Genomic DNA, 20,752 nt, shown 5'->3' with positions numbered 1-20,752 from the left:
GCTCCGCTATTCTCCGCGCCGGCAAGTCAGACCGGAGAAAAACCGTGCAGGCGCAGAAGCTTCCTGTCGCACGCAAAGCGCACCATTCAACAGAATCCAACGCGGAAGTTTCCGAATTGCGGGCGCTGAACGCGCAGATTGCGGTGGCCGAACTCGATATCGTCGTCTTGGATAGCTTGGGGCCGCTGGAAGAGATCTGGCGTGAACTCGATCGTGACGATCTGAATTCCCTGCACCAAGGCTACGACTGGTGCCTATCCTGGGCCAAGGCCCATGGAAACCCATTGTCGATCGTCTGGGGCAGGCTTGGCGAAGAGACCGCATTCATTCTGCCAATAGAGATAAACAGGTTTCACGGCTTCCGCACCGCCAGATTTGTCGGTGCCGATCACAGCAACATCAACACGGGCCTTTTCACAGCGCGCTTCATCGAACTGGCCACGAATCTCGAGCCGCGGAAATTCGCGGAGCTGCTGCGCCGTGCTCTGGTCGGAAGCGCCGACCTTCTGTTGCTGCAGAACATACCGTTGGAATGGCGCGGATGCCACAGTCCCCTGGCACTGCTGCCGATGGTCCAGAACCAGAACCACGCCTACCATCTTCCGCTCCTGGCAAACATGGAGTCGACACTCCAACAAGTGAATGCAAAGGGCCGGCGTAAGAAGTTCCGAACGCAGCTGAGACGCCTGGAGGCGCTCGGCGGGTTCGACTACATTTCTAGCGGAACTTCAGATGAGCAACACCGGCTGCTCGATCGCTTCTTCGAACAGAAGGGCGAACGATTCAACGCGCTCGGACTGCCGGATGTGTTTGAAGCCTCGCAGACCAAGGCTTTTCTGCACGGCGCACTCGACATTCGCGACCCCGGCAGCAAGACGGTAGGGCTGGAAATGCACGCGATCCGCCTGAAGGGTGCGTACGATGGTCATATCGCGGCCCTGGCTGGCATTTCTCGTAAGGGCGACCACATCATCTGCCAATTCAGCGCCATCGATGAGAGCTTGGCGGCGGAGACGAGCCCTGGCGAATTCCTGTTCTGGCAGATGATCGCCGGGCAGCATGGTAAGGGCGTCGGCCTGTTCGACTTCGGCCTCGGCGACCAAAGATACAAGCGCTCCTGGGCGCCTGTAGAAACCGAGCACTATGACGTTGTTCTGCCGCTTTCGCTACGCGGCAGAGTGGGCGGCCTCGTCCATCGGGCAATCACACGAGGCAAAGCCTTCACTAAGTCTCGCCCGAAGATCTACCACCTTGCCCAGCGCATACACCGGGTGATCGGCGTTTGATCACGCTGCGTGCCGCGAGACCGGGCTCTCAAGGGGCTCGTCGCTATCGGACATCAGCACGACACGCTCGTAGCCGGCCGCTTCGAACTCGGTCATAGCAGTCACGAACTCCTGCTCGACGATTTCAGGCATGGAGAGGATGATTTCGACGTCCTTGCTCTGCGTCAGGCGCGAAACGCCGGCCACGTCGGCAGCGCCGCATTCCACGATCACCAGGTCGTAGGCCGAGACAAGAGCGTCCAGCAGCAGGGACAGCCGATCGGCACCGCGCATCGCCCGCCGCGGATCGCTGATGCCCTGCGGAATGAAGTGCGCGTCGGTGCGGCTGTCGCCATGGATCGTATCGCCGAAGGCCGCATCCCCGCAGAGCAAATCGGTTATGCCGAGCATATTGCGATCCTCGGCCATGAGGTCGGTCGGCAGCCCCGAGCCCGTCATGTCGACCAGGATGACCCGCGAGCCATCCTCGGCCAACTTGCGCACAAGCGATACGGTTGCCACCGATCCATCATCGCCGGTCGGCGAAATGGCAATCGCCAGTGGCGCCCTGCTGCCGCGAAGGTAATCCGAGACAGATGCGATCGAGAACTCGTTCGTTTCAACGGCATCTTCTTCCTCGACTAGCTGGGCAACCGGCTCCTCGTCTGCGGGGGTGGCGAGCAGGCTCGGCGTAGCCGTTCGCTTGGCGGAGCCGGCCGTTGTTGCGTGAGGTTCCTCTGCTTCTTCACGCGCCACCTCCTCCTCGGGCGGCTCGATGGAGCGGAGTGCCCGACCGCTGAAGAGTTCGGCGAGCATGATCACAATCGATGACATGATGAAGGTCGCCAAGGCAGCGACGATGACGATTGGCAGAACCTTCGGGAAATAGGGATCAACCGGCTGTATGGCCTTCGACACAATGCGGGCGTCGGCCGGGCTTGAGTTCTTGTCGGCCCGCGACGCCGCCTCGCGGTAACGAGAGAGATAGGTTTCCAGGAGTTGCCGCTGTGCCGTGGCTTCGCGCGTCAGGGCATTGAGACCGACCTCGTCTTCGCCGGCTTGGGCACTGTTGGCCTTCAGTTTGTCGGCCTGCTGTTCCAATTCCTTTTGGCGAACCGCTGAGACCTTCGCTTCGTTTTCGATGCTTGCCAGGATCTTCTGCGTCTCCTGGCGAATCTGAACCTTGATGTCCGAAAGCTGCGCTCGCAGGCTCTTCAGCCGCGGATGGCTATTGAGCAATGAGGTCTGCAGGTCGGAGATCTGCGACTGCAGGCCTGACTCAGTGCTCTTCAGCCGCTGGATCGACTGAGACGACATGATGTCCTGCAGCGTATCGGATGCCTCGCCGGCAGAGAGGGCATTGCGCACGGACTGTGCGCGTGCATCGGCATTGGCTCGCTCTCCTCGGACGCGGGTAAGCTCTGCCGAAATGTCGTTCAATTGCTGCGTCGGGAAATTCGCGCCACCATTGGTCGGCAGCAATCCGTGCTCGGCACGGTATTCCGCCACCTTCTGCTCGGCGTCATTCACCTTCTGGCGGAGATTTTCGATTTCCGGCTCCAGCCAACGTGTCGCCTCCGAATTCGAATCCAGCTTGGCGCCGCTTTGTGTAGCGAGATAGACACGGGCCATCGCATTCGGAATCGTTGCCGCGAGCTTCGGATCCTTCGAGGTGAAGGTAATACCGATCACGCGCGATCCCGGCACCTGATAGACCTGAAGCCGCTCCGTGAAGGCGTCGATCACGCGCTCTTCGGGGGGATTTTCATATGGATTTTTCTTGAGGTGAAGGGCCACCAGGATATCGGTGAGAGCGGAGCCGTTGGCGGCCGCATCGAACTCCGGCAAATCGTAGAGCTTCTGGCCGTTGATGACCTGCTTGATGAGGTCTGCGGACTGCAGAAGCTGCACCTGGCTCGCAATATTGAGTTCGTCCAGCAACGGACCCGCGTTGGTATCGTTTACCTGGGCATTGGCGAAGGCAGGAGCGCGCGGCTCGATCAGGATGCGCGTTTCACTTCGGTATTTGGGGGAGATCATCTTGGCGCCCGTGAAGGCGACCCCTGCCCCCAACGCGGTGATTGCCAAGACCTTCAGCCGGCGTGCCCAAACGGCGCGGACCAATTGTCCAAGATCTATGTCCACATCCTGATTACCCGATACGCCGGACATGCTTGTACTCCAAGAACAAACGTGGCCGCGAGGGTAAATGACTATAGTAACCCAACGGTTAATGTCCGCTCCGGCATTCCGGCGGTACGTCGGCTGGCCGAAGCCAAAAAAATCGGCGGTTTTTACCGACCATTAACCCTAACGGATTGATAACGGCTGAGACCGAATTCGTTTTCCTATGAGCAGACGCGATGCCTTTCGCACAGCCCAAGTTCCTGATGGCTCTGAGCCTCGCCGCCATGACCGCGGTCGTGAGCGGCTGCAATAGCTATAAGCCCGCCCCTCAGGCCTTCAATCAGGCGACGATCCAGCCCTATTCGCTGGACAGCGGCGACCGGCTGCGCATCACCGTGTTCGACCAACCGAGCATGACCAACACCTATACGATCGACCAGGCTGGCTACATTGCCTTCCCGCTGGTTGGCCAGGTCCCGGCTCGCGGACGGACGCTGCAGCAGCTGTCGGGCCAGATCGCCCAGAAACTCCGGCAAGGCTACCTGCGGGATCCAGACGTGACGATCGATGTCGACCGCTACCGCTCGATCTTCGTTATGGGCGAAGTCGGCCAGTCCGGCCAATACGCCTACGTTCCCGGAATGACGGTGCAGAACGCCGTTGCCGTTGCCGGCGGCTTTACCTCGCGCGCCAATCAAGGCGCCGTCGACGTCACCCGCAAGATCAATGGGCAAGTTATCACCGGCCGCGTCAACATCTCTTCTGCGATCATCGCCGGCGACACCATCTACGTGCGCGAACGACTGTTCTGATCCTCGATGACCGAACAGCGCCCCCTCCGCATCCTCCATTGCTTCAGGTCACCGGTCGGCGGAATCTTCCGCCATGTCCGCGATCTGGTGCTGGAACACAGCAAGGCGGGGCATGAGGTCGGCATTCTTTGCGACAGTTCAACGGGCGGCGAGCATGAGGACCGGCTGTTCGACGACATTCGTCCCTTTCTGTCGATGGGATTGACGCGCATGCCCATGCGGCGGCATGTCAGCCTCTCCGACATCGGAGTGATCTGGGATACGTACAAGAACATTAAAAGTTTGCGGCCGGATGTGCTGCACGGTCACGGCGCCAAAGGCGGTGTGCTCGCGCGGCTTGCCGGCTCAGCCCTGCGGGTGAACAGGTATCGCGTAGCCCGCCTCTACACTGCGCACGGCGGAAGTCTGCATTATTCCCGCAGGTCGCTCACGGGGCAATTCGTGCTCCGCATGGAGCGCTTGCAGGAATACTTCACGGACGCGCTCGTCTTCATCTGCGAATACGAGCGTGATGCCTACACGAAGAAGGTCGGACGACCGCAGACGGCAACGCGGCTGATCTACAATGGGATCGCCGAGCGAGACTTCGAGCTCATCCCGACCCGTTCGGATGCTGTCCACTACATCTATGTCGGCATGCTGCGGGACCTTAAGGGTCCCGATCTCTTTGTGGAGGCCTTCGCGAAAGCGGAGCGCATTCTCGGACGCCCGCTTTCGGCTGTGATGATCGGCGATGGGCCAGACCGCGACAGATACCGCGAGATGATGATCGAGCGTGGCCTCGGCAAGCGGATCAGCATGCTGCCGGCAATGCGCGTTCAGCAGGCTTTCGCCATGTCCCAGAACCTCGTCGTGCCGTCGCGGGCCGAAGCCATGCCGTACATCGTGCTCGAAGGCCTCGGCGCCGGCAAGACCATCATCGCGACCCGCGTCGGCGGAATTCCCGAGGTATTGGGCAGAGATAGCCCTGCCCTCGTCAACCCCGAAGATTCCGACGATCTGGCGCGCGTGATGGCGGATGCAATCCGCATCTCGGGCTGGCACGATGAGGCAATGCCGCCGATGGAAAAGGTCAAGTCGGTCTTTTCGGCCTCGATCATGGCCAATGATGTCCTGAAATTGTACCACGACCTCCTGGATCCCCAATCCAAGCAAGCTATTGCGGTTGCTTCGTAAAAGTTTCTTAGGGCCTTTCTGCTATTGCCGTTCCGATAACCAGCGGCGGTAGCCTCATGAACAAGGCAGAGAAAAGCGATCAGTTTGACCTGGAAGCGCTGCGCAAGCAGGTTTCGGACATCAAGCGACGCGCCGAAGAGGCGGACGAAGAGGTTCAGCCGGAGCCGATCAACACCTATGCCCGTCAGATCGCCGAGCAATTCAGCGCTGGAAACCGCTCGCCGGCCATCATCATCGGCCAGCTCCGCCTGTTCGAATTTGCAACGCAGTTTCTGATCGGGCTGCTCGCGTTCCCTTTCTGGCCTGGGAATGGGGCGGAGACGCTTTCGGGCCGCGGGATCACTGCGGCTATTGTTGCGGTTCTCCTCGTTTGTGCGCTCCAGACGGCCGACACCTACTCCATCCCAGCGCTCCGCGCCCGTATGCGTCTGCTGCCACGCGTCTTTGCGGTGTGGACATCGGTCTTCCTGATCGTCATTGCCGGAAGCGCGCTCTCCGGCAATGTCGGGTTGGGACAGGCGCAGGCCTACCTTGCCTGGTTCGTTACTGGGGCAATCTTCCTGCTCGCCGCGCGCTTCCTGATCGCCTACGGCATCCGCAACTGGTCGCGCAACGGTATCATGGAGCGCCGTGCGGTGATCGTCGGTGGCGGAGAACCGGCCAAGAATCTGATCCGTGTCCTCGAACAGCAGGCCGACAACGACATCCGGATCTGCGGCATCTTCGATGACCGTGGCGAGAAACGGTCGCCGATCATGGTCGCCGGCTATCCGAAGCTCGGAACGGTCGCCGAACTGGTCGAATTCGTCCGCATCACCCGCATCGACATGCTGATCATTTCGCTTCCGCTAAGCGCGGAGGCCCGCATCCTGCAGCTGTTGAAAAAGCTCTGGGTACTGCCGGTCGACATCCGCCTGGCCGCTCACGCAAATCGCCTGCGCTTTCGCCCGCGCGCCTATTCGCGCATCGGGTCTGTGCCGATGCTGGATATCTTCAACAAGCCGATCCGGGACTGGGACTCGGTCGCCAAGCGCTGCTTCGACATCTTCTTTACGCTGCTTTCTCTGGCGCTTCTCTGGCCGGTCATGCTGGCAACAGCGATCGCCATAAAGTTGACCTCGAAGGGGCCGGTCTTCTTCATGCAGAACCGCCATGGCTTCAACAACGAGATCATCAACATCTTCAAGTTTCGCTCGATGTACGCCGACAAGGGCGACCCCACCGGGCGGGCCGCCGTCACCAAGGGGGATCCTCGCGTCACACCTGTCGGACGCTTCATCCGCAAAAGTTCGATCGACGAATTGCCGCAACTTTTCAACGTCTTGAAGGGCGACCTGTCGCTGGTCGGGCCGCGTCCGCATGCCATTCTTGCCCAGGCGCGGGACCGGGCCTTTGGTGATGTCGTGGAAGGTTATTTCGCCCGCCATCGCGTGAAGCCCGGGGTGACCGGCTGGGCGCAGATCAACGGCTGGCGAGGAGAAGTCGATCACGACGACAAGATCAAGTTCCGGACGGCCTACGACCTCTACTACATCGAGAACTGGTCGCTCTGGTTCGATCTGAAGATCCTGTTCCTGACGCCCTTCCGGTTGTTCAACACGGAAAACGCCTATTGAGTGCGGTCGAGGCGACACATCTGCGGGTTGCCCAGCCACAGCGGGCGACGCTGCGCTTGATTGGGTCGGCGATGGTCGCCTTTGGGGTCTTTCTCTCCGGCTTCGTCATCGACGAGCCGGCGCCCTACGAGCTTTGGATGGCAGCCCTCCTCGGCATCTGGTTCATCCTGGGCCTCAGGATCTCTCGCTTCACCGCGCCGCTTCTTGCCCTGCTGCTTGCCTTCAACGTCGGCGGAATGCTCTCGCTGACGCAAATGAAGGATCTCGGGACCGCGCCGATGTATGTGGCCGTCTCGACCTTCCTCGCACTTACGGCCATCTTCTACGCGGCGATCATCGAGGAAAGCCATCGGCGACTGCCGCTCATCTTCGATGCCTGGGCATTCGCCGCTGTCATCACCTCTTTGCTTGGGATCCTTGGCTATTTTCACGCCTTCCCGGGAGCGGAGGTTTTCACGCTCTATGATCGCGCCAAGGGTGCCTTCCAGGACCCGAACGTATTTGGCCCATTCCTGGTCCCGCCGTCCATCTATCTCGTCCATGGCATTCTTGTCGGCAATTTCAGAGCTGCGCCGATCAAGGCCTTTGCGCTGCTGATTTTGGCACTTGGCGTGTTTCTGTCTTTCTCGCGTGCGGCCTGGGGCCTCTTTCTTCTCGGCATCATCCTTTTGATCTTCTGCATGCTGCTCAAGGAGCGCAGCGGCGCGTTTCGCCTGCGTATCCTGATCTTGTCGCTCGCGGCGGTCATGTTGCTGGCTGCGTCACTGGTCGTTGCATTGCAGTTCCCGAAAATCAGTGCGCTCTTTTCGGCGCGTGCCCAGCTCGTGCAGCAATATGACGGCGAGCATCTCGGCCGTTTCGATCGCCACCGCATCGGCTTCACGATGATGATGGAGCGGCCGCTCGGAATCGGTCCGCTGGTCTTCGGCACGATGTTCCCGGAGGATGAGCACAACATCTGGCTGAAATCGCTGACGAGCTACGGCTGGCTCGGCTTTGTCAGCTATATCACAATGCTTTGCTGGACGATCTATCTCGGGTTCAGGAATCTCCTCAAGGATCGTCCCTGGCAACCCTATCTGATGATTGCCTGGATCGGAGTGCTTGGCCATGCAGCGATCGGCAACGTCATCGACATCGACCACTGGCGGCATGTCTACTTGCTTTTCGGCGTCGTCTGGGGCTGCGCCGCGCTGGAACAGCGCCACATACGCAATCATGCGGCACAAGTGCCGCACATCGGCCTTGCGAATGAGCACCGGCGCGCTAGTCTTTGATTCATGATCACAGCAACACAGATGCGCGGCGCCCGCGCGATGACCGGAATGAGCATCGAGCAACTGGCAGCCGCATCCGGTCTGCCCGCTGCCACTATCGAAACGATGGAGCGCGACGAGCAGGAAGGCCCGCCGCACGCGCTGCTCGCCGTAAAGCAAGCGCTTGAAGCGGCGGGCATCATCTTCATCGCCAGCGGCAATCACGACGAAGGCGGACCGGGCGTCAGGCTACGAGCGCGTACCGGGATCGATGAAGGTATCCGCCCAGAAAACCTCAACGCCGCAAACGACGACTAGCTCGTCGGCGTTCTTAGAGCTCCGGGATTACAAATAGGCCTTTGCAAGAGCCGCGAGCTTGCCCTGATCCCTGACACCCTGTCGGTAAAGCTGGATCAGGAGCGCACCGATGGTCTCGGCGGCCGAGGTGTTCCGCTCGAGCCCCCTGTCCTTGCAGACATCGTCAAGCACCCCGGACAGAAGATCGAGATCGTCCGAGAAAAGCGGCAGGTCACGCGGAAGAACTGGGGATTTGAGCATGACGCCACAGGTCCCATCAGGGGCTATCAACACGGAAAACATTGTCGTCGACCGCCCATCCATAGCCGACATTGCGGCCACTATGCACCCGAGCCAACCATTTATCAACCGAACATTTCCGACAGAAACATGTGTGTGAACGGCGCATACCGAGCCGGCTTAATGCGCACATCCGGCTTCAGTTTTTCAGCCGCTCCGAGGCAAGCTGCGACTGGAGCGAGCCCTCAATGATGATCCTTGCGCTGACCTTGACGACATAGGCCTCGGCCAGTTCGGTCAACGCCAGCGCGATTTCGTGCTCCGGCCAGCCCGACGACACAGCCTTCTCGACCAGAGCCCCAAAGGGCTCCGATAGTGCTTCCCGGCATGTTTCGCTCGTTTCGCGGTCTGCCATGCGTCATCCACCAATATTCGCGGGACGTATATTACAGGACACTAATAGTTTATTCGAGTTGCGAAGACAAATTTCTAACAGCTGTATTTCCGTTGAGGCCCCAACAGGCAAACCATCAGCCGATTGTTCAACAAGTGACCATCAAGCAGGAGAGGTGACCTTCGGGCTGCTGGGGGTGCCGAAGGTTAGATTGTAAATGGTCGGGGCGACTGGATTTGAACCAGCGACCCCTTGACCCCCAGTCAAGTGCGCTACCGGGCTGCGCTACGCCCCGACCTGCCGAAACGGCCTGATCCTGTTAGTATTTTGGGATTTGGGGCGCAAGAGGAAATCGACAGGAGAGAATAAAAAAGGAACGACGAGGGGAAAAGCGCGCTTCGGCCGCTAAGGGTTCCGCTGCGTTCCGGGAGGCAATGCATCTCACAACAAGTCGCGTGAGCGAACGCCATTCGCTTGTCGGGACGCAGTGGCTTTGCGATGGGCCAAGTGAGCCACAAATTTCTGAGACGCAACGGACTCTTGGAATCCCGGCTCGCGCCTCATATCGATATACGTCGAAATACGGGCTTGCGTTAGCAACCACTTAAGGCGAATTTTCCCGGGGACATACCATGCAATTCGGCGATGCTCTTGGGGGACGACATGAAGAAAATCGTGATTGCCGGCATATTGATGCTCAGTTCTTGCGCAGGCTTCACTCAGCGAGACCAAACGATCCCGTACACGCTCTCCATGGGCGAGATTTCTGCCGTTCAGAATGGAATTCGAAGGTTCCTTAAAGATCCCGCCAGTGCGACGTTCGGACGCATGATGGCAGCACAGAGACAACCAGGCATCGTCTATGTTTGCGGCATAGTAAACTCGAAGAACAAAGCTGGGGCCTTTACTGGCGGTGAGCCCTTCGCTGGCGTTTTGAAAAACACGATTGCGGCCGGGAGATCCGCCTTTTCGTTCACCCTGACCGCCCAGGGCAACGCACAAACAAACCTCAACGACATGTGCCGGCAGAACGGCGTCGTCAGCTGAGGCTCGTCCTTCGAGTGCCTCCTCACCGCATCGATCCAGCTGGCCTAGCTCTTTGTAGCTCACATTTCTGCTCGATATCGATAACTGTGGCGCAATGCCTCGTTTATGGTTGCCTGGATCGCTTGCTTTGTTTCTGCTCGGGCAGGCCAAAGGCGAATCGTTGCCAAGATGGGAAATCCGACCATGAAAATGCTACGGACAACAGCAATTGCGATTCTCAGTTCAGCATGTGCAAGTGCAGCACAACCGCCAACGACGACAAGCGATTTTGGCTCCCAGACACTGGCTCTCATTAATTCTTATAGGACGAGCCGCGGCCTATCTCCCCTCGCCGCAAATGGCACTTTGAAAGCCTTGGCTCGCCAACACAGCCGGTACCAAGCAACACGGAGAGCCATCAACCATGATGGCTTTCGCCAGAGATCGGCTCAAGCCAGAGCTGCGGGGCTCAGCGTGGTGTGTTCAGAAAATGTCGGCGTCGGGTATACGACTCCGCAGCAGCTTTTTGCCGGCTGGAGGAGGTCCCCGGGTCACAACACGAACTTGCTTCGACCTAACCTGCGATACGCGGGAGTAGCTGTGATCGGAGGCTACTCGACTTTCTTTGCTTGCCAGTAGCACGTCACATGTCGCTGTTGGCCAGTAACTCAAAAATGCTTGCTCGATCCGCGCTACGCGAATAAGAGACCTGCAAAACGCGAGACTTTGGATAAGAACATGCAGATCGAGATCCCCTGCCCGAAATGCAGGAACACACGAATGAAATTCGAGCGTCCCGAGCCGCTCGACACCGATATCCTCATCTGCTTCACCTGCGGGCATGAATTGGGGACGCTGGGCTCGGTCAAGGCAAAAATGCTTGCCGCCTACGAGCGCATGAAGAAGCAAGCGCAGCAACAACGCAAGCACTAGCCCGCGCTATTTGGCGAGCGCAACGCGGCCGTCGGCGCTGGTGTCAACACGCCAGCCCCGGTAGTCGGGGATCGAAAAATGCGGCGTCGCGAACGGCGTCGTATGCGTTTCGGTAATGACCGTCACATCTGCGCCCGCCGCTTCGCCCGCGAGGATTCCGGCAACGGCATCCTCGAACACCAGGCATTTCGTCGGATCGACTCCGAGGCGCTTGGCACCCAGCAGGTAGCATTCCGGGCTAGGCTTTCCAGCCGCCACTTCTTCGCCGCTCACCATCGCGACCGGCGTCGGAATTCCCGCCGCCGCCATGCGGCTTCTGGCGAGTTCGATCGGTGCCGAGGTTACGATCGCCCACTTCGCCTGCGGAATGCTGTTTAGGAAATCAATCGCTCCCGGGATCGGGACGATGCCTTCGACATCCTCCATCTCCTCTTTCAACAATTGCCTCGCCTCATGTTGAGGATCGACGCCCGGCAGCGCCAGCTGGCGAATGACATCGCTGGCGCGAATGCCGTGAATCGTCTTGAGGAAAACCTCCGGCTCCAGTCCATGGCGCACTGCCCACTCGCTCCAGACCCGTTCAACCACGGCAATGGAATTCAAGAGCGTGCCGTCCATATCGAAGAGGAAGGCGTCATAAAGTTTGCCGGGAACGGAATGAGACGCAGTCACGAGGGCTTCCTTGGTAAGTTGTATCGAATTCCGCATCGGCAGCCGATGGCGTCTTCTCCGATCGAATGAAGGAACGGTGCTTCCCTAGATCACCCGAAGGCGAACACGTTGGTCAGCGAACCTGGTCCAGCAAGCGTTTGCACTCCAGGAGATCGTAGAGTGCTTCCTGCAGCAGAGCCCGATCCTCCTTGCCGACGCTCGACTTGCCGATCGAAATCTCGGGAGATTCTTCGTCGCCACCGCCGAAATTGAAGAAGCGGCGGGTGATCGGCGGTTTCGCGCGCCCGACCACCTGATCCTCGTCGGACATTCCGACCCGCGGTTCGGCGGTGTTGGCGTCATCCTGCGGGCCGCCCGTCAGCGCCTGGACACTGGCAAGGTCGCCATGTCCTATCGAGATGACGAACTTGTTGCCATTGGTCTTCAGAAGCTTCTGCACGCCCTTGATCGTGTAGCCGTGATCATAGAGCAGGTGGCGAATGCCCTTCAGGAGATCGATATCCTCGGGCCTGTAATAGCGGCGGCCACCGCCGCGCTTCATCGGCTTGATCTGAGGAAATCGCGTTTCCCAGAAGCGTAGGACATGCTGTGGAAGGTCTAGGTCATCCGCCACCTCGCTGATGGTGCGGAAAGCATCGGGGCTCTTATCCAACATCCTTACTCCCTACGCGGTCTCGGGGCGTGCCGCGCGTCTCTTCGGCTGATAGGACACAGCTGTATCTCACGAACGCCAGAACCGAGCCGCGACTCATCATATTTCAACGGTTTGACGCCGTGAATTCAAGTCACGTCTTGAATACCGCACAGATCGTTCAGGGAAGATTATAGTTGTTGTCGCCGAACGAGAGAACGATTCTCTCTTTTGGGTCCGATCAGGAGGCCGGATTGGCGGTTTTCTGCTTGGTCTTGCGCAGGGTGTGCGCCTTGAGAATCCGCATCTTCAAGACATTGGACGCCTTGAAGGTCATGACGCGTCGGGGAGAGATCGGTACTTCCTCGCCCGTCTTGGGGTTACGTCCGATGCGCTCGTTCTTGTCTCGCACCTGGAAGGTCGCAAAGGACGAGAGCTTGACGGTCTCGCCGCGGACAATCGCGTTACAAATCTCGTCGATGACAGTTTCCACGAGCTCGGCAGATTCGGTTCTCGAAAGACCGACCTTGCGAAAAACCGATTCCGCCAAGTCTGCTCGCGTCACTGTCTTTCCGGTCATGGTTTCCCCGCCCATTTGCCAATTATATTATGAAAGCGAACAAAGAGTATTTGTCTTGCGCCTCACGGTCAAGCTCTTGTTCGTCGGTAGTTTTTTGGATTTTCGGGTTACCAGCGCAGGAGTGCTGCGCCCCAGGTGAAGCCGCCGCCCATCGCCTCCAGCATCACCAGATCGCCTTCCTTGATCCGGCCATCGCCGGCTGCCGTTGCCAGCGCGAGCGGAATCGAGGCGGCAGACGTGTTGCCGTGAAGATCAACCGTAATGACTACTTTCTCAGGAGAGATATGCAACTTCTTGGCGGAGCCATCAATGATACGCCGATTGGCCTGATGCGGCACCAGCCAGTCGAGATCATCCGCAGTCGTCCCGGTTGCGTCGAAGCCAGCCTGAATGACATCGGTGATCATACCGACGGCATATTTGAAGACTTCCCGGCCTTCCATACGCAGCTTGCCGACCGTGCCCGTCGTCGAGGGGCCACCGTCCACATAGAGCTTGTCCTTGTGGGAGCCATCGGAGCGCAGATGCGCCGTCAGTACGCCGCGATCGGCAGTCGTGCCCTCGCCTTCCGCGGCTTCGAGCACAATCGCGCCTGCACCGTCACCGAAGAGTACGCATGTTGTGCGATCGTTCCAGTCGAGGATGCGCGAGAAAGTCTCGGCGCCAATCACCAGCACGCGCTTGGCAAGACCGCCGCGGATATAGGCGTCGGCCGTCGTCACAGCATAGACGAAGCCCGTGCAAACCGCCTGCACGTCGAAGGCAAAGCCATGGCTCATGCCGAGGCGATTCTGAATATTGACGGCAGTTGCCGGAAAGGTGTTATCCGGCGTCGAGGTGGCACAGATGATGAGGTCGATATCGGCCGGCGTCAGTCCGGCCCTGTCGAGCGCAGCACGCGCTGCCGCTTCGCCGAGCGACGATGTCGTCTCGCCCTCGCCGGCAATGTAGCGCTGGCGAATGCCCGTGCGCTGGACAATCCATTCGTCAGATGTGTCCACGACATCTTCCATGTCGCGGTTGGTCATAACGCGTTTCGGAAGTGCGGCTCCGAACCCGCGAACAACTGAACGGATCATATTGCTTAAACCCCGTCGCTCATGCGGCTTCCGGCCCGATCGGCGGCTGCCGCTTGGCATGATACTTTTGAAGATCGTTTTCTATTTTCTGATTGAGGCCATTCTTGGCCATGTCATAGCCGACCTCGATGGCAGCAGCGATGCCTTCGGCGTTAGCGCCACCATGGCTCTTGATGACAACGCCGTTGAGGCCCAGGAAGACACCGCCGTTCACACGGCTCGGATCCATCTTTTCGCGCAGCATGTCGAACGCGCCTTTCGCGAAGAAGTAGCCGATCCTGGCAAGAAGCGTGCGCGACATTGCAGCGCGCAGATATTCGCCGATCTGGCGCGCCGTACCTTCGGCCGCCTTCAACGCAATATTGCCGGAGAAGCCTTCGGTCACGACGACATCGACGGTCCCCTTGCCGAGATCGTTTCCTTCGACGAAGCCATAGTACTCGAGCGAGTCGATGTTCGCCTCGCGGAGCAGGCGCCCCGCTTCCTTCACCTCTTCCTGCCCCTTGATCTCTTCGACACCGACGTTCAGCAAGCCGATCGTCGGACGTTCGATCTCAAACAGTGCGCGTGCCATTGCCCCACCCATGAGGGCGAAATCCATCAACTGCTGTGAATCCGCCCCGATCGTCGCGCCGACATCAAGCACGATGCTCTCGCCCTTCAGCGTCGGCCAGATAGCGGCGATCGCCGGCCGCTCGATATTGGCCATCGTCCGCAAACAGAACTTGGCCATCGCCATGAGGGCGCCGGTGTTGCCAGCAGATATGGCAACGTCGGCTTCCTTCGTCTTCACCGCTTCGATCGTCCGCCACATGGTGGAGACATAGCGACCGCGGCGAAGCGCCTGGCTCGGCTTCTCATCCATGCGGACGGCGAGTTCGCAATCGTGGAAAACGCTCTTTTCCTTGAGCTTCGGAAACCTGTCGAGAACCGGCTCGCACTGTTCCTTCAAACCATACATCACGAAGCAAATATCGGGATGTCTTTCCAGTGCCTTGGCAGCGCCGGGGATGACAACCTGGGGACCAAAGTCGCCACCCATGAGGTCGATAGAAATTCTGATCACGCGTCCCTGATCCTTATTTTTCGCCTCCGGCGGGCGAAATTTCGGCCAAAATACCGGTTTTCCCGTCGCTTACAACTGAATTGTGTCAAATCCCCAACGGGGTTCAGTCCTTTTTCCAATCCTTCAACACGGCGAAGGCGGACGGCTTTTTATCGATCTCTCCGGTGTCTTCTGTGTGACCGCCGAACTCCACACCGGGCTTGCGCGGATAGGGATCGATCGCAAGCGCTGCAAATTCCGTGACCACCTCACCTGCGTCGATCGTATCGCCGGTAAAGCTTTCAGGAAGGTCCGGACCGTCGGGATCGAGCACCATTTCGCCCGCATCGTTGGCTGGTCGGCGTGCAAGCTTCGAATTTTCAGGCACGAAGATCTGCTCGAAGGTCTCGTCGATCGCGGATGGGACCGGATCGAGGGTGACGACGCAGGATTGGACAATATTTGCTTGAACTCTGCCCTTCAGACGGATGCCGTCGCGCTTCCACCGAGCGATCTGGAGTTCGGCTTTGAGGCTGTCGACCGAAAGGACATTCCAACGCTCAGCGAGCGCCGCCAACTCCCGCTTATCGGCCTCCAGATGCACCTCGACAGGATTGGCCGATATATGACCGACATTTACGAGGTAGGAGAATGGCACGTCATCTCTCTTGTTCTTCATCGTCTTCTCCTCAGGCAACCTTCGGGAGCGTCGCCGAGCCGGTCGCGATGACGTCTTCCGACTGAGACAAAAGATAATCCTCAGCCGCAAACATCCAGCTCGCGAGACCGCCCATATCGACCGGCTCATTCGCCTTGGGATGAATGTTCCGAACGAGTGCGGTAGCAAGCCCTTCGGCATCCCTGATGTCCATCGCCTTGGAGTAGGCCTCAAGACGGCCATAGAACATGCCGGCCAGCTTCTTCATGCGCTTCGGAACGGTGTTGTCGCCGATCCCCAGTTCCCGGATGGAGTAGTCGATATCCTCGAAGAAGGCGTCGACGATTTCCTGTGCGATTTCCTGACCGCTTGTCCCGGACGTTCGCGTGCGCCGGAAGAAGAGGATCATCACCGCCGAGAGCATTTCGAAGCGCCCCATGACCGTATCCGGGACATTCAAGCGCTCGTAGAGTTCGGGCATCCGCGCCGCCGACGTTAATGCCTGATATTGCCGATCAACGATTGCCTGATTGTTGTTTTTCTTGCCAAAGAGCCCGAAGATCATCGTTTTTTCCGGAAAGACCTCATTCTTGACGCCAAGCGGCGTCCGGCCTTGTTGCATGATTTCGAAAGCTGGTTTACCGAAGCAGGCGCGAATTGCAATGCCGAAGGTGGCCACTTTCGGGACAGCACCCCATCTGTCCGCACGAGCCAACGGGAGGTCTGACCCCGGAATGGCCACAATGGTTTTGCATCAGCGATCTGAGGCCGGTGGCTGCTATTCATAATTTTAGGGAGTAGATGTCGTTGACGAAACGGTATTTCAAGTCTGACAAAAAATTCCTCAGCAATGCCGCCATTGCCATCATGATCGCCTCCGCCGGACTTTCGGGCTGCCAGACAGGAACCGTGCTTAATGGCGGGTATGTCGCCGACGAGCAATCGTTGAACCTTGTCCCGGAAGGATCGAGCCGCGAGCAGGTTCTCCTATCCCTGGGCACGCCGTCAACGACGGCGACGTTCGATGGTGAAGTCTTCTATTACATCTCACAGCGCCGCGAGCGCTCCATGGCCTTCCAGAAACTGAAGGTCGTCGACCAGAGCGTTCTGGCGATCTATTTCGACAAGGACGGCATCGTTACGCGTCGCGCGAACTACACCCTCAAGGACGGCAAGGTTTTCGATACGATTACCCGCGTCACCCCGACAGGCGGAAAGGACTTCACCTTCCTGCAGCAGCTTCTGTCTGGCGGCAGTGCCGCGAACGCTGCCAAGGGCCTCTTCGGGGGCGGCACCTCTCAGCCGGCCTCGCCGCAGAACCCGGCCAGCTTGCGCTAACGCGGGTAGAATTCTCAAAGAAAAACCCGCCGTCTGGTGTGAGACGGCGGGTTTTTAGTGTTCGCGGTTAGCCTCAGGCCAGAACGGCAAGAAGAAGAAGCGCGACGATGTTGGTGATCTTGATCGCCGGATTGACGGCCGGACCGGCCGTGTCCTTGTAGGGGTCGCCGACAGTGTCGCCAGTCACCGAGGCCTTGTGCGCATCTGATCCCTTCATGTGGCGAACGCCGTCCTTGTCGACGAAGCCGTCCTCGAAGGATTTCTTGGCGTTATCCCAGGCGCCGCCGCCCGATGTCATCGAGATGGCGACGAAGAGACCGTTGATGATCACGCCGAGCAAGGATGCGCCCAGCGCCGCAAAGGCCGAAGCCTTCGATCCGGAGATGGCAAGAACGCCGAAGTACACGACGATCGGCGCCAACACCGGCAGCAAGGACGGTATGATCATTTCGCGAATGGCTGCCTTCGTCAGCAAGTCGACGGCCCTGCCATAGTCCGGCCGCTCCGTCCCCTGCATGATGCCCGGCTTCTCCTTGAACTGGCGGCGAACCTCCTCGACGATCGCGCCAGCCGCACGACCGACGGCAGTCATGGCAATGCCGCCGAAGAGATACGGAATCAGACCACCAAAGATCAGCCCCGCCACTACGTAGGGATTCGAGAGGTCGAACGAGATCTCACCAATTCCCGCAAAGTAAGGGTACTTGTCCCCGTTCGCCGCGAAATATTTGAGATCGTACGAATAGGCAGCAAAGAGCACGAGTGCTCCGAGGCCCGCCGAGCCAATCGCGTACCCTTTGGTGACCGCCTTCGTCGTGTTTCCCACGGCATCAAGCGCGTCGGTCGACTTGCGAACTTCAGGCGGCAGATGGGACATCTCGGCAATACCACCGGCATTGTCCGTTACTGGACCGAAGGCATCCAGAGCAACGATCATGCCGGCAATGCCGAGCATCGCGGTAACCGCAATGCCGGTACCGAAAAGACCACCCAACTGATAGGTGGCAAGGATGCCGCCGATGATGACAATGGCCGGCAACGCCGTCGACTCGAGCGAAACTGCCAGCCCCTGGATGACGTTGGTTCCATGACCGGTCACCGACGCCTGGGCGATCGAGTTGACCGGGCGCTTGTTGGTGCCTGTATAGTACTCGGTAATGACGACGATCAGCGCTGTCACGATCAGACCGACGATACCGCAGAGAAACAGGTGTGTGCCGGTGATGTCACGGCCTTCGACGGTTCCGACGCTTCCCCACCCGATGGTCAGGGACGTCGCAGCGCCGAGACCGACGATTGACAGCAGGCCGGTCACGACCAGGCCCTTATATAGGGCGCCCATAATCGACCCGTTGCTGCCGAGCTTGACGAAGAAGGTGCCTATGATCGAGGTGATGATGCAGGCGCCGCAGATGGCAAGCGGATAGACCATTGCCGATTGCAGGATAGGCGCGCCGGCGAAGAAGATCGCTGCGAGAACCATCGTTGCAACGACGGATACGGCGTAAGTTTCGAAGAGGTCCGCAGCCATGCCTGCGCAATCGCCAACGTTGTCGCCGACGTTATCAGCGATCGTGGCAGGGTTGCGCGGATCGTCTTCCGGGATGCCCGCTTCAACCTTGCCGACAAGGTCGCCGCCGACGTCGGCGCCCTTGGTGAAGATGCCGCCGCCCAGACGGGCGAAGATCGAAATCAGCGACGCACCGAAACCAAGCGCGACGAGTGAATCGATGACCTCGCGGGAGCTTCCCTCGTGCCCAAGAATGACGGTCAGGACGTAGTAGTAGACGGACACGCCGAGCAAGGCGAGACCAGCGACCAGAAGCCCGGTGATCGCGCCCGACTTGAACGCGATCTCAAGTCCCGCCGACAAGCTTTGAGACGCTGCCTGGGCCGTGCGCACGTTGGCGCGCACCGAGACGTGCATGCCGATGAAGCCCGCGGCGCCCGAAAGAACCGCGCCAATGAGGAAGCCGATTGCAGCGATGCCGGAGAGCAGCAGCCAGGCTGCAATGAAAACGACGATGCCGACGATTGCGATAGTCTTATACTGGCGCGTCAGGTAGGCCTGCGCACCTTCACGAATATAGCCTGCAATTTCCTGCATGCGCTTGTTGCCCTGATCGGCGGCAAGCACCGACCGGGTCGCCCAGATGGCATAGACCACCGAGAGCAGACCGCATGCTATTACCCATAAAAGAATGCTCATTTCGCTCTTTCCTCCAAAAGAGCCGGAGTTCACTCCCTCTCCGGCTGCGAATACGCCGACTCGATTTCCTCCCACAGAAATGCTGCAACGCCGCGAGGAGATTGCGTGGAGGAAAACGGCGCGTCAAGCCCGCAAACGCCAAAAGCCCTTGCAGCACAATGGGAACCGGGAGTTTCTGGAGGTCGGGGCCACGGCCCCGGCAGAACGCTACTTCTTGGCTTCGCCGCGAACCTGCTTCGCGATGCGGTCAAGCACCGCGTTAACGAGCTTCGGCTCATCTTCGCTAAAGAAGGCCTGGGCGATCTCGACGTATTCCGTTACGATGACCGCAACGGGAACATCCTTGCGATCGAGGATCTCGAACACGCCGGCACGCAGGATCGCGCGAACCGTGCTATCGAGACGCGACAGAGCCCAGTCGTCTTGAAGGGCGGACGCGATCAGCGGATCGAGTCGACGCTGTTCTCGCACGACACCGGAGACGATGGAGCGGAACCAGGAGGGGTCGGCCTTCAGATAGGTCTCGCCGTCGAGTTCCTGGCCGAGGCGATGCGCCTCATACTCGGCGACGATTTCCAGGACGCCGGTGCCGCCAATATCCATCTGGTAGAGCGCCTGAACGGCAGCCAGGCGCGCAGCGCCTCGCTGGTTCGCGGTCTTGACGGGACGCTCCGAGTTTTCGTTGCTCATTCGTTATGCACCCAATCTCTTCTTCAGCTCGATCATCGTGAGAGCTGCGCGGGCGGCAAAACCGCCCTTGTCCTTGTCCGAACGGCGGGCACGGGCCCATGCCTGATCGTCATTTTCCACCGTCAGAATACCATTGCCAATGGCAATGGACTCGCTCACTGCCAGATCCATCAGCGCACGCGAGGATTCATTCGACACGATGTCGAAATGATACGTCTCGCCACGGATAACCATGCCAAGGGCGACGTACCCGTCGTACTGCGTACCGTCATTATCTGCTCCGTCGAGCGCCATGGCAATCGCCGCCGGAATCTCGAGAGCGCCGGGAACGGTGACTACCTCATAGGTCGCGCCGGCCTCTTTCAACGCGAAAGTCGCGCCTTCAAGCAAGGCATCGGCCATGTCGTCGTAGAAGCGTGCTTCAACGATCAGAATGTGGGGAGCGGTTTCTCGCGCCATGCTTCACCTTGGGTAGCTAGAGGACTTCGCCATTCGGCAGGCCGCGGTCAAAACACGCCACGACCCGAATGGCAAGCAAATTCCGAACATGGATTGGATGCGAAATCTTGGAATCACGGCAAGGGCGTGGCGGACAATCCTCGCATCGCCTTGCCGCGACAGCTTCCCGGCGCCTCGAAGATGGCAAATGAAGGGCGAACCGCATGAACAATTTGTAACTAAATCCCAGATACTTATCAGTTGAAGGCG

At 59.2% G+C, this 20,752-nt stretch carries 23 protein-coding genes and 1 tRNA gene; 10 read left to right on the top strand and 14 right to left on the bottom strand.

The window, feature by feature from the left end:
- Positions 1 to 44 precede the first annotated feature (44 nt).
- Positions 45 to 1,286, top strand: coding sequence for a GNAT family N-acetyltransferase (locus tag LPU83_RS45685; protein WP_024316584.1), 1,242 nt, complete (start codon positions 45 to 47; stop codon positions 1,284 to 1,286).
- Here the strand turns inward: LPU83_RS45685 and LPU83_RS45680 are convergent, their stop codons facing one another.
- A complete protein-coding gene (locus tag LPU83_RS45680; protein WP_024316585.1) occupies positions 1,287 to 3,437 on the bottom strand; it encodes a GumC family protein in 2,151 nt (716 codons plus the stop codon).
- A 191-nt stretch (positions 3,438 to 3,628) separates the two neighbouring features.
- Here LPU83_RS45680 and LPU83_RS45675 point away from each other — a divergent pair, with 191 nt between their 5' ends.
- The 5 genes from LPU83_RS45675 to LPU83_RS45655 are packed head-to-tail and all read left to right on the top strand — an operon-like array spanning position 3,629 to position 8,570.
- Complete coding sequence (locus tag LPU83_RS45675) at positions 3,629 to 4,204, top strand: polysaccharide biosynthesis/export family protein (RefSeq protein ID WP_024316586.1); 576 nt, start codon at positions 3,629 to 3,631, stop codon at positions 4,202 to 4,204.
- A 6-nt stretch (positions 4,205 to 4,210) separates the two neighbouring features.
- The gene (locus LPU83_RS45670; RefSeq protein WP_024316587.1) at positions 4,211 to 5,380 is read left to right on the top strand and encodes a glycosyltransferase family 4 protein; all 1,170 of its coding nucleotides are present in this window, start codon (positions 4,211 to 4,213) and stop codon (positions 5,378 to 5,380) included.
- 56 nt (positions 5,381 to 5,436) lie between these two features.
- Positions 5,437 to 6,996 (top strand): undecaprenyl-phosphate glucose phosphotransferase, encoded by a 1,560-nt coding sequence (locus LPU83_RS45665; protein WP_024316588.1) that lies wholly within the window; start codon positions 5,437 to 5,439, stop codon positions 6,994 to 6,996.
- Positions 6,993 to 8,273, top strand: coding sequence for an O-antigen ligase family protein (locus LPU83_RS45660; protein WP_024316589.1), 1,281 nt, complete (start codon positions 6,993 to 6,995; stop codon positions 8,271 to 8,273). The genes LPU83_RS45665 and LPU83_RS45660 overlap by 4 nt, the downstream gene beginning before the upstream one ends.
- A 3-nt stretch (positions 8,274 to 8,276) precedes the next feature.
- Complete coding sequence (locus LPU83_RS45655; RefSeq protein ID WP_024316590.1) at positions 8,277 to 8,570, top strand: helix-turn-helix domain-containing protein; 294 nt, start codon at positions 8,277 to 8,279, stop codon at positions 8,568 to 8,570.
- 27 nt (positions 8,571 to 8,597) lie between these two features.
- Here the strand turns inward: LPU83_RS45655 and LPU83_RS45650 are convergent, their stop codons facing one another.
- The 3 genes from LPU83_RS45650 to LPU83_RS45640 all read right to left on the bottom strand — a co-directional run bounded on the left by LPU83_RS45650 (position 8,598) and on the right by LPU83_RS45640 (position 9,478).
- Positions 8,598 to 8,810: a hypothetical protein gene (locus LPU83_RS45650; RefSeq protein WP_024316591.1), complete on the bottom strand. Its 213-nt coding sequence runs from the start codon at positions 8,808 to 8,810 to the stop codon at positions 8,598 to 8,600.
- Positions 8,811 to 8,988: 178 nt separating this feature from the next.
- Positions 8,989 to 9,204, bottom strand: coding sequence for a hypothetical protein (locus tag LPU83_RS45645; protein WP_024316592.1), 216 nt, complete (start codon positions 9,202 to 9,204; stop codon positions 8,989 to 8,991).
- Positions 9,205 to 9,401: 197 nt separating this feature from the next.
- Positions 9,402 to 9,478: transfer RNA gene (locus LPU83_RS45640), tRNA-Pro, on the bottom strand.
- A gap of 368 nt (positions 9,479 to 9,846) precedes the next feature.
- Here LPU83_RS45640 and LPU83_RS45635 point away from each other — a divergent pair.
- The 3 genes from LPU83_RS45635 to LPU83_RS45625 all read left to right on the top strand — a co-directional run bounded on the left by LPU83_RS45635 (position 9,847) and on the right by LPU83_RS45625 (position 11,142).
- Complete coding sequence (locus tag LPU83_RS45635) at positions 9,847 to 10,230, top strand: hypothetical protein (RefSeq protein ID WP_029710222.1); 384 nt, start codon at positions 9,847 to 9,849, stop codon at positions 10,228 to 10,230.
- A gap of 105 nt (positions 10,231 to 10,335) precedes the next feature.
- The gene (locus tag LPU83_RS45630) at positions 10,336 to 10,848 is read left to right on the top strand and encodes a CAP domain-containing protein (protein WP_309475112.1); all 513 of its coding nucleotides are present in this window, start codon (positions 10,336 to 10,338) and stop codon (positions 10,846 to 10,848) included.
- Between the two features lie 99 nt (positions 10,849 to 10,947).
- A complete protein-coding gene (locus tag LPU83_RS45625; RefSeq protein ID WP_141652586.1) occupies positions 10,948 to 11,142 on the top strand; it encodes a hypothetical protein in 195 nt (64 codons plus the stop codon).
- A gap of 6 nt (positions 11,143 to 11,148) precedes the next feature.
- On the opposite strand, the gene LPU83_RS45620 is transcribed toward LPU83_RS45625, so the two are convergent.
- From LPU83_RS45620 to LPU83_RS45590, 7 genes are all read right to left on the bottom strand, one after another.
- Complete coding sequence (locus LPU83_RS45620) at positions 11,149 to 11,814, bottom strand: HAD family hydrolase (protein ID WP_024316595.1); 666 nt, start codon at positions 11,812 to 11,814, stop codon at positions 11,149 to 11,151.
- A gap of 112 nt (positions 11,815 to 11,926) precedes the next feature.
- On the bottom strand, positions 11,927 to 12,469 hold the full coding sequence (locus LPU83_RS45615) for a MerR family transcriptional regulator (protein ID WP_024316596.1): 543 nt from the start codon (positions 12,467 to 12,469) through the stop codon (positions 11,927 to 11,929).
- Between the two features lie 217 nt (positions 12,470 to 12,686).
- A complete protein-coding gene (locus LPU83_RS45610; RefSeq protein WP_024316597.1) occupies positions 12,687 to 13,025 on the bottom strand; it encodes an integration host factor subunit alpha in 339 nt (112 codons plus the stop codon).
- A 107-nt stretch (positions 13,026 to 13,132) separates the two neighbouring features.
- On the bottom strand, positions 13,133 to 14,104 hold the full coding sequence (locus LPU83_RS45605; protein WP_024316598.1) for a beta-ketoacyl-ACP synthase III: 972 nt from the start codon (positions 14,102 to 14,104) through the stop codon (positions 13,133 to 13,135).
- A 19-nt stretch (positions 14,105 to 14,123) separates the two neighbouring features.
- Positions 14,124 to 15,170: a phosphate acyltransferase PlsX gene (gene plsX, locus LPU83_RS45600; protein WP_024316599.1), complete on the bottom strand. Its 1,047-nt coding sequence runs from the start codon at positions 15,168 to 15,170 to the stop codon at positions 14,124 to 14,126.
- 103 nt (positions 15,171 to 15,273) lie between these two features.
- On the bottom strand, positions 15,274 to 15,828 hold the full coding sequence (locus LPU83_RS45595) for a YceD family protein (protein WP_024316600.1): 555 nt from the start codon (positions 15,826 to 15,828) through the stop codon (positions 15,274 to 15,276).
- 10 nt (positions 15,829 to 15,838) lie between these two features.
- On the bottom strand, positions 15,839 to 16,429 hold the full coding sequence (locus LPU83_RS45590) for a ubiquinol-cytochrome C chaperone family protein (protein ID WP_176703600.1): 591 nt from the start codon (positions 16,427 to 16,429) through the stop codon (positions 15,839 to 15,841).
- 179 nt (positions 16,430 to 16,608) lie between these two features.
- Between LPU83_RS45590 and LPU83_RS45585 the strand changes: the two genes are divergently transcribed.
- Positions 16,609 to 17,145 carry an outer membrane protein assembly factor BamE gene (locus LPU83_RS45585; RefSeq protein ID WP_024316602.1) on the top strand — a complete coding sequence of 179 codons (537 nt, stop codon included), beginning with the start codon at positions 16,609 to 16,611 and terminating at the stop codon, positions 17,143 to 17,145.
- Positions 17,146 to 17,218: 73 nt separating this feature from the next.
- Here the strand turns inward: LPU83_RS45585 and LPU83_RS45580 are convergent, their stop codons facing one another.
- From LPU83_RS45580 to LPU83_RS45570, 3 genes are all read right to left on the bottom strand, one after another.
- Complete coding sequence (locus LPU83_RS45580; RefSeq protein WP_024316603.1) at positions 17,219 to 19,354, bottom strand: sodium-translocating pyrophosphatase; 2,136 nt, start codon at positions 19,352 to 19,354, stop codon at positions 17,219 to 17,221.
- A 207-nt stretch (positions 19,355 to 19,561) separates the two neighbouring features.
- A complete protein-coding gene (gene nusB, locus LPU83_RS45575) occupies positions 19,562 to 20,044 on the bottom strand; it encodes a transcription antitermination factor NusB (protein ID WP_024316604.1) in 483 nt (160 codons plus the stop codon).
- 3 nt (positions 20,045 to 20,047) lie between these two features.
- On the bottom strand, positions 20,048 to 20,503 hold the full coding sequence (locus tag LPU83_RS45570; protein ID WP_024316605.1) for a 6,7-dimethyl-8-ribityllumazine synthase: 456 nt from the start codon (positions 20,501 to 20,503) through the stop codon (positions 20,048 to 20,050).
- Between the last annotated feature and the right edge of the window lie 249 nt (positions 20,504 to 20,752).

Source organism: Rhizobium favelukesii (assembly GCF_000577275.2).
In the GTDB taxonomy this organism is placed as follows: Bacteria; Pseudomonadota; Alphaproteobacteria; order Rhizobiales; family Rhizobiaceae; genus Rhizobium; species Rhizobium favelukesii.
Note: the sequence above shows the minus strand (reverse complement) of the source record. Positions and strands in the feature narration are given on the sequence as shown.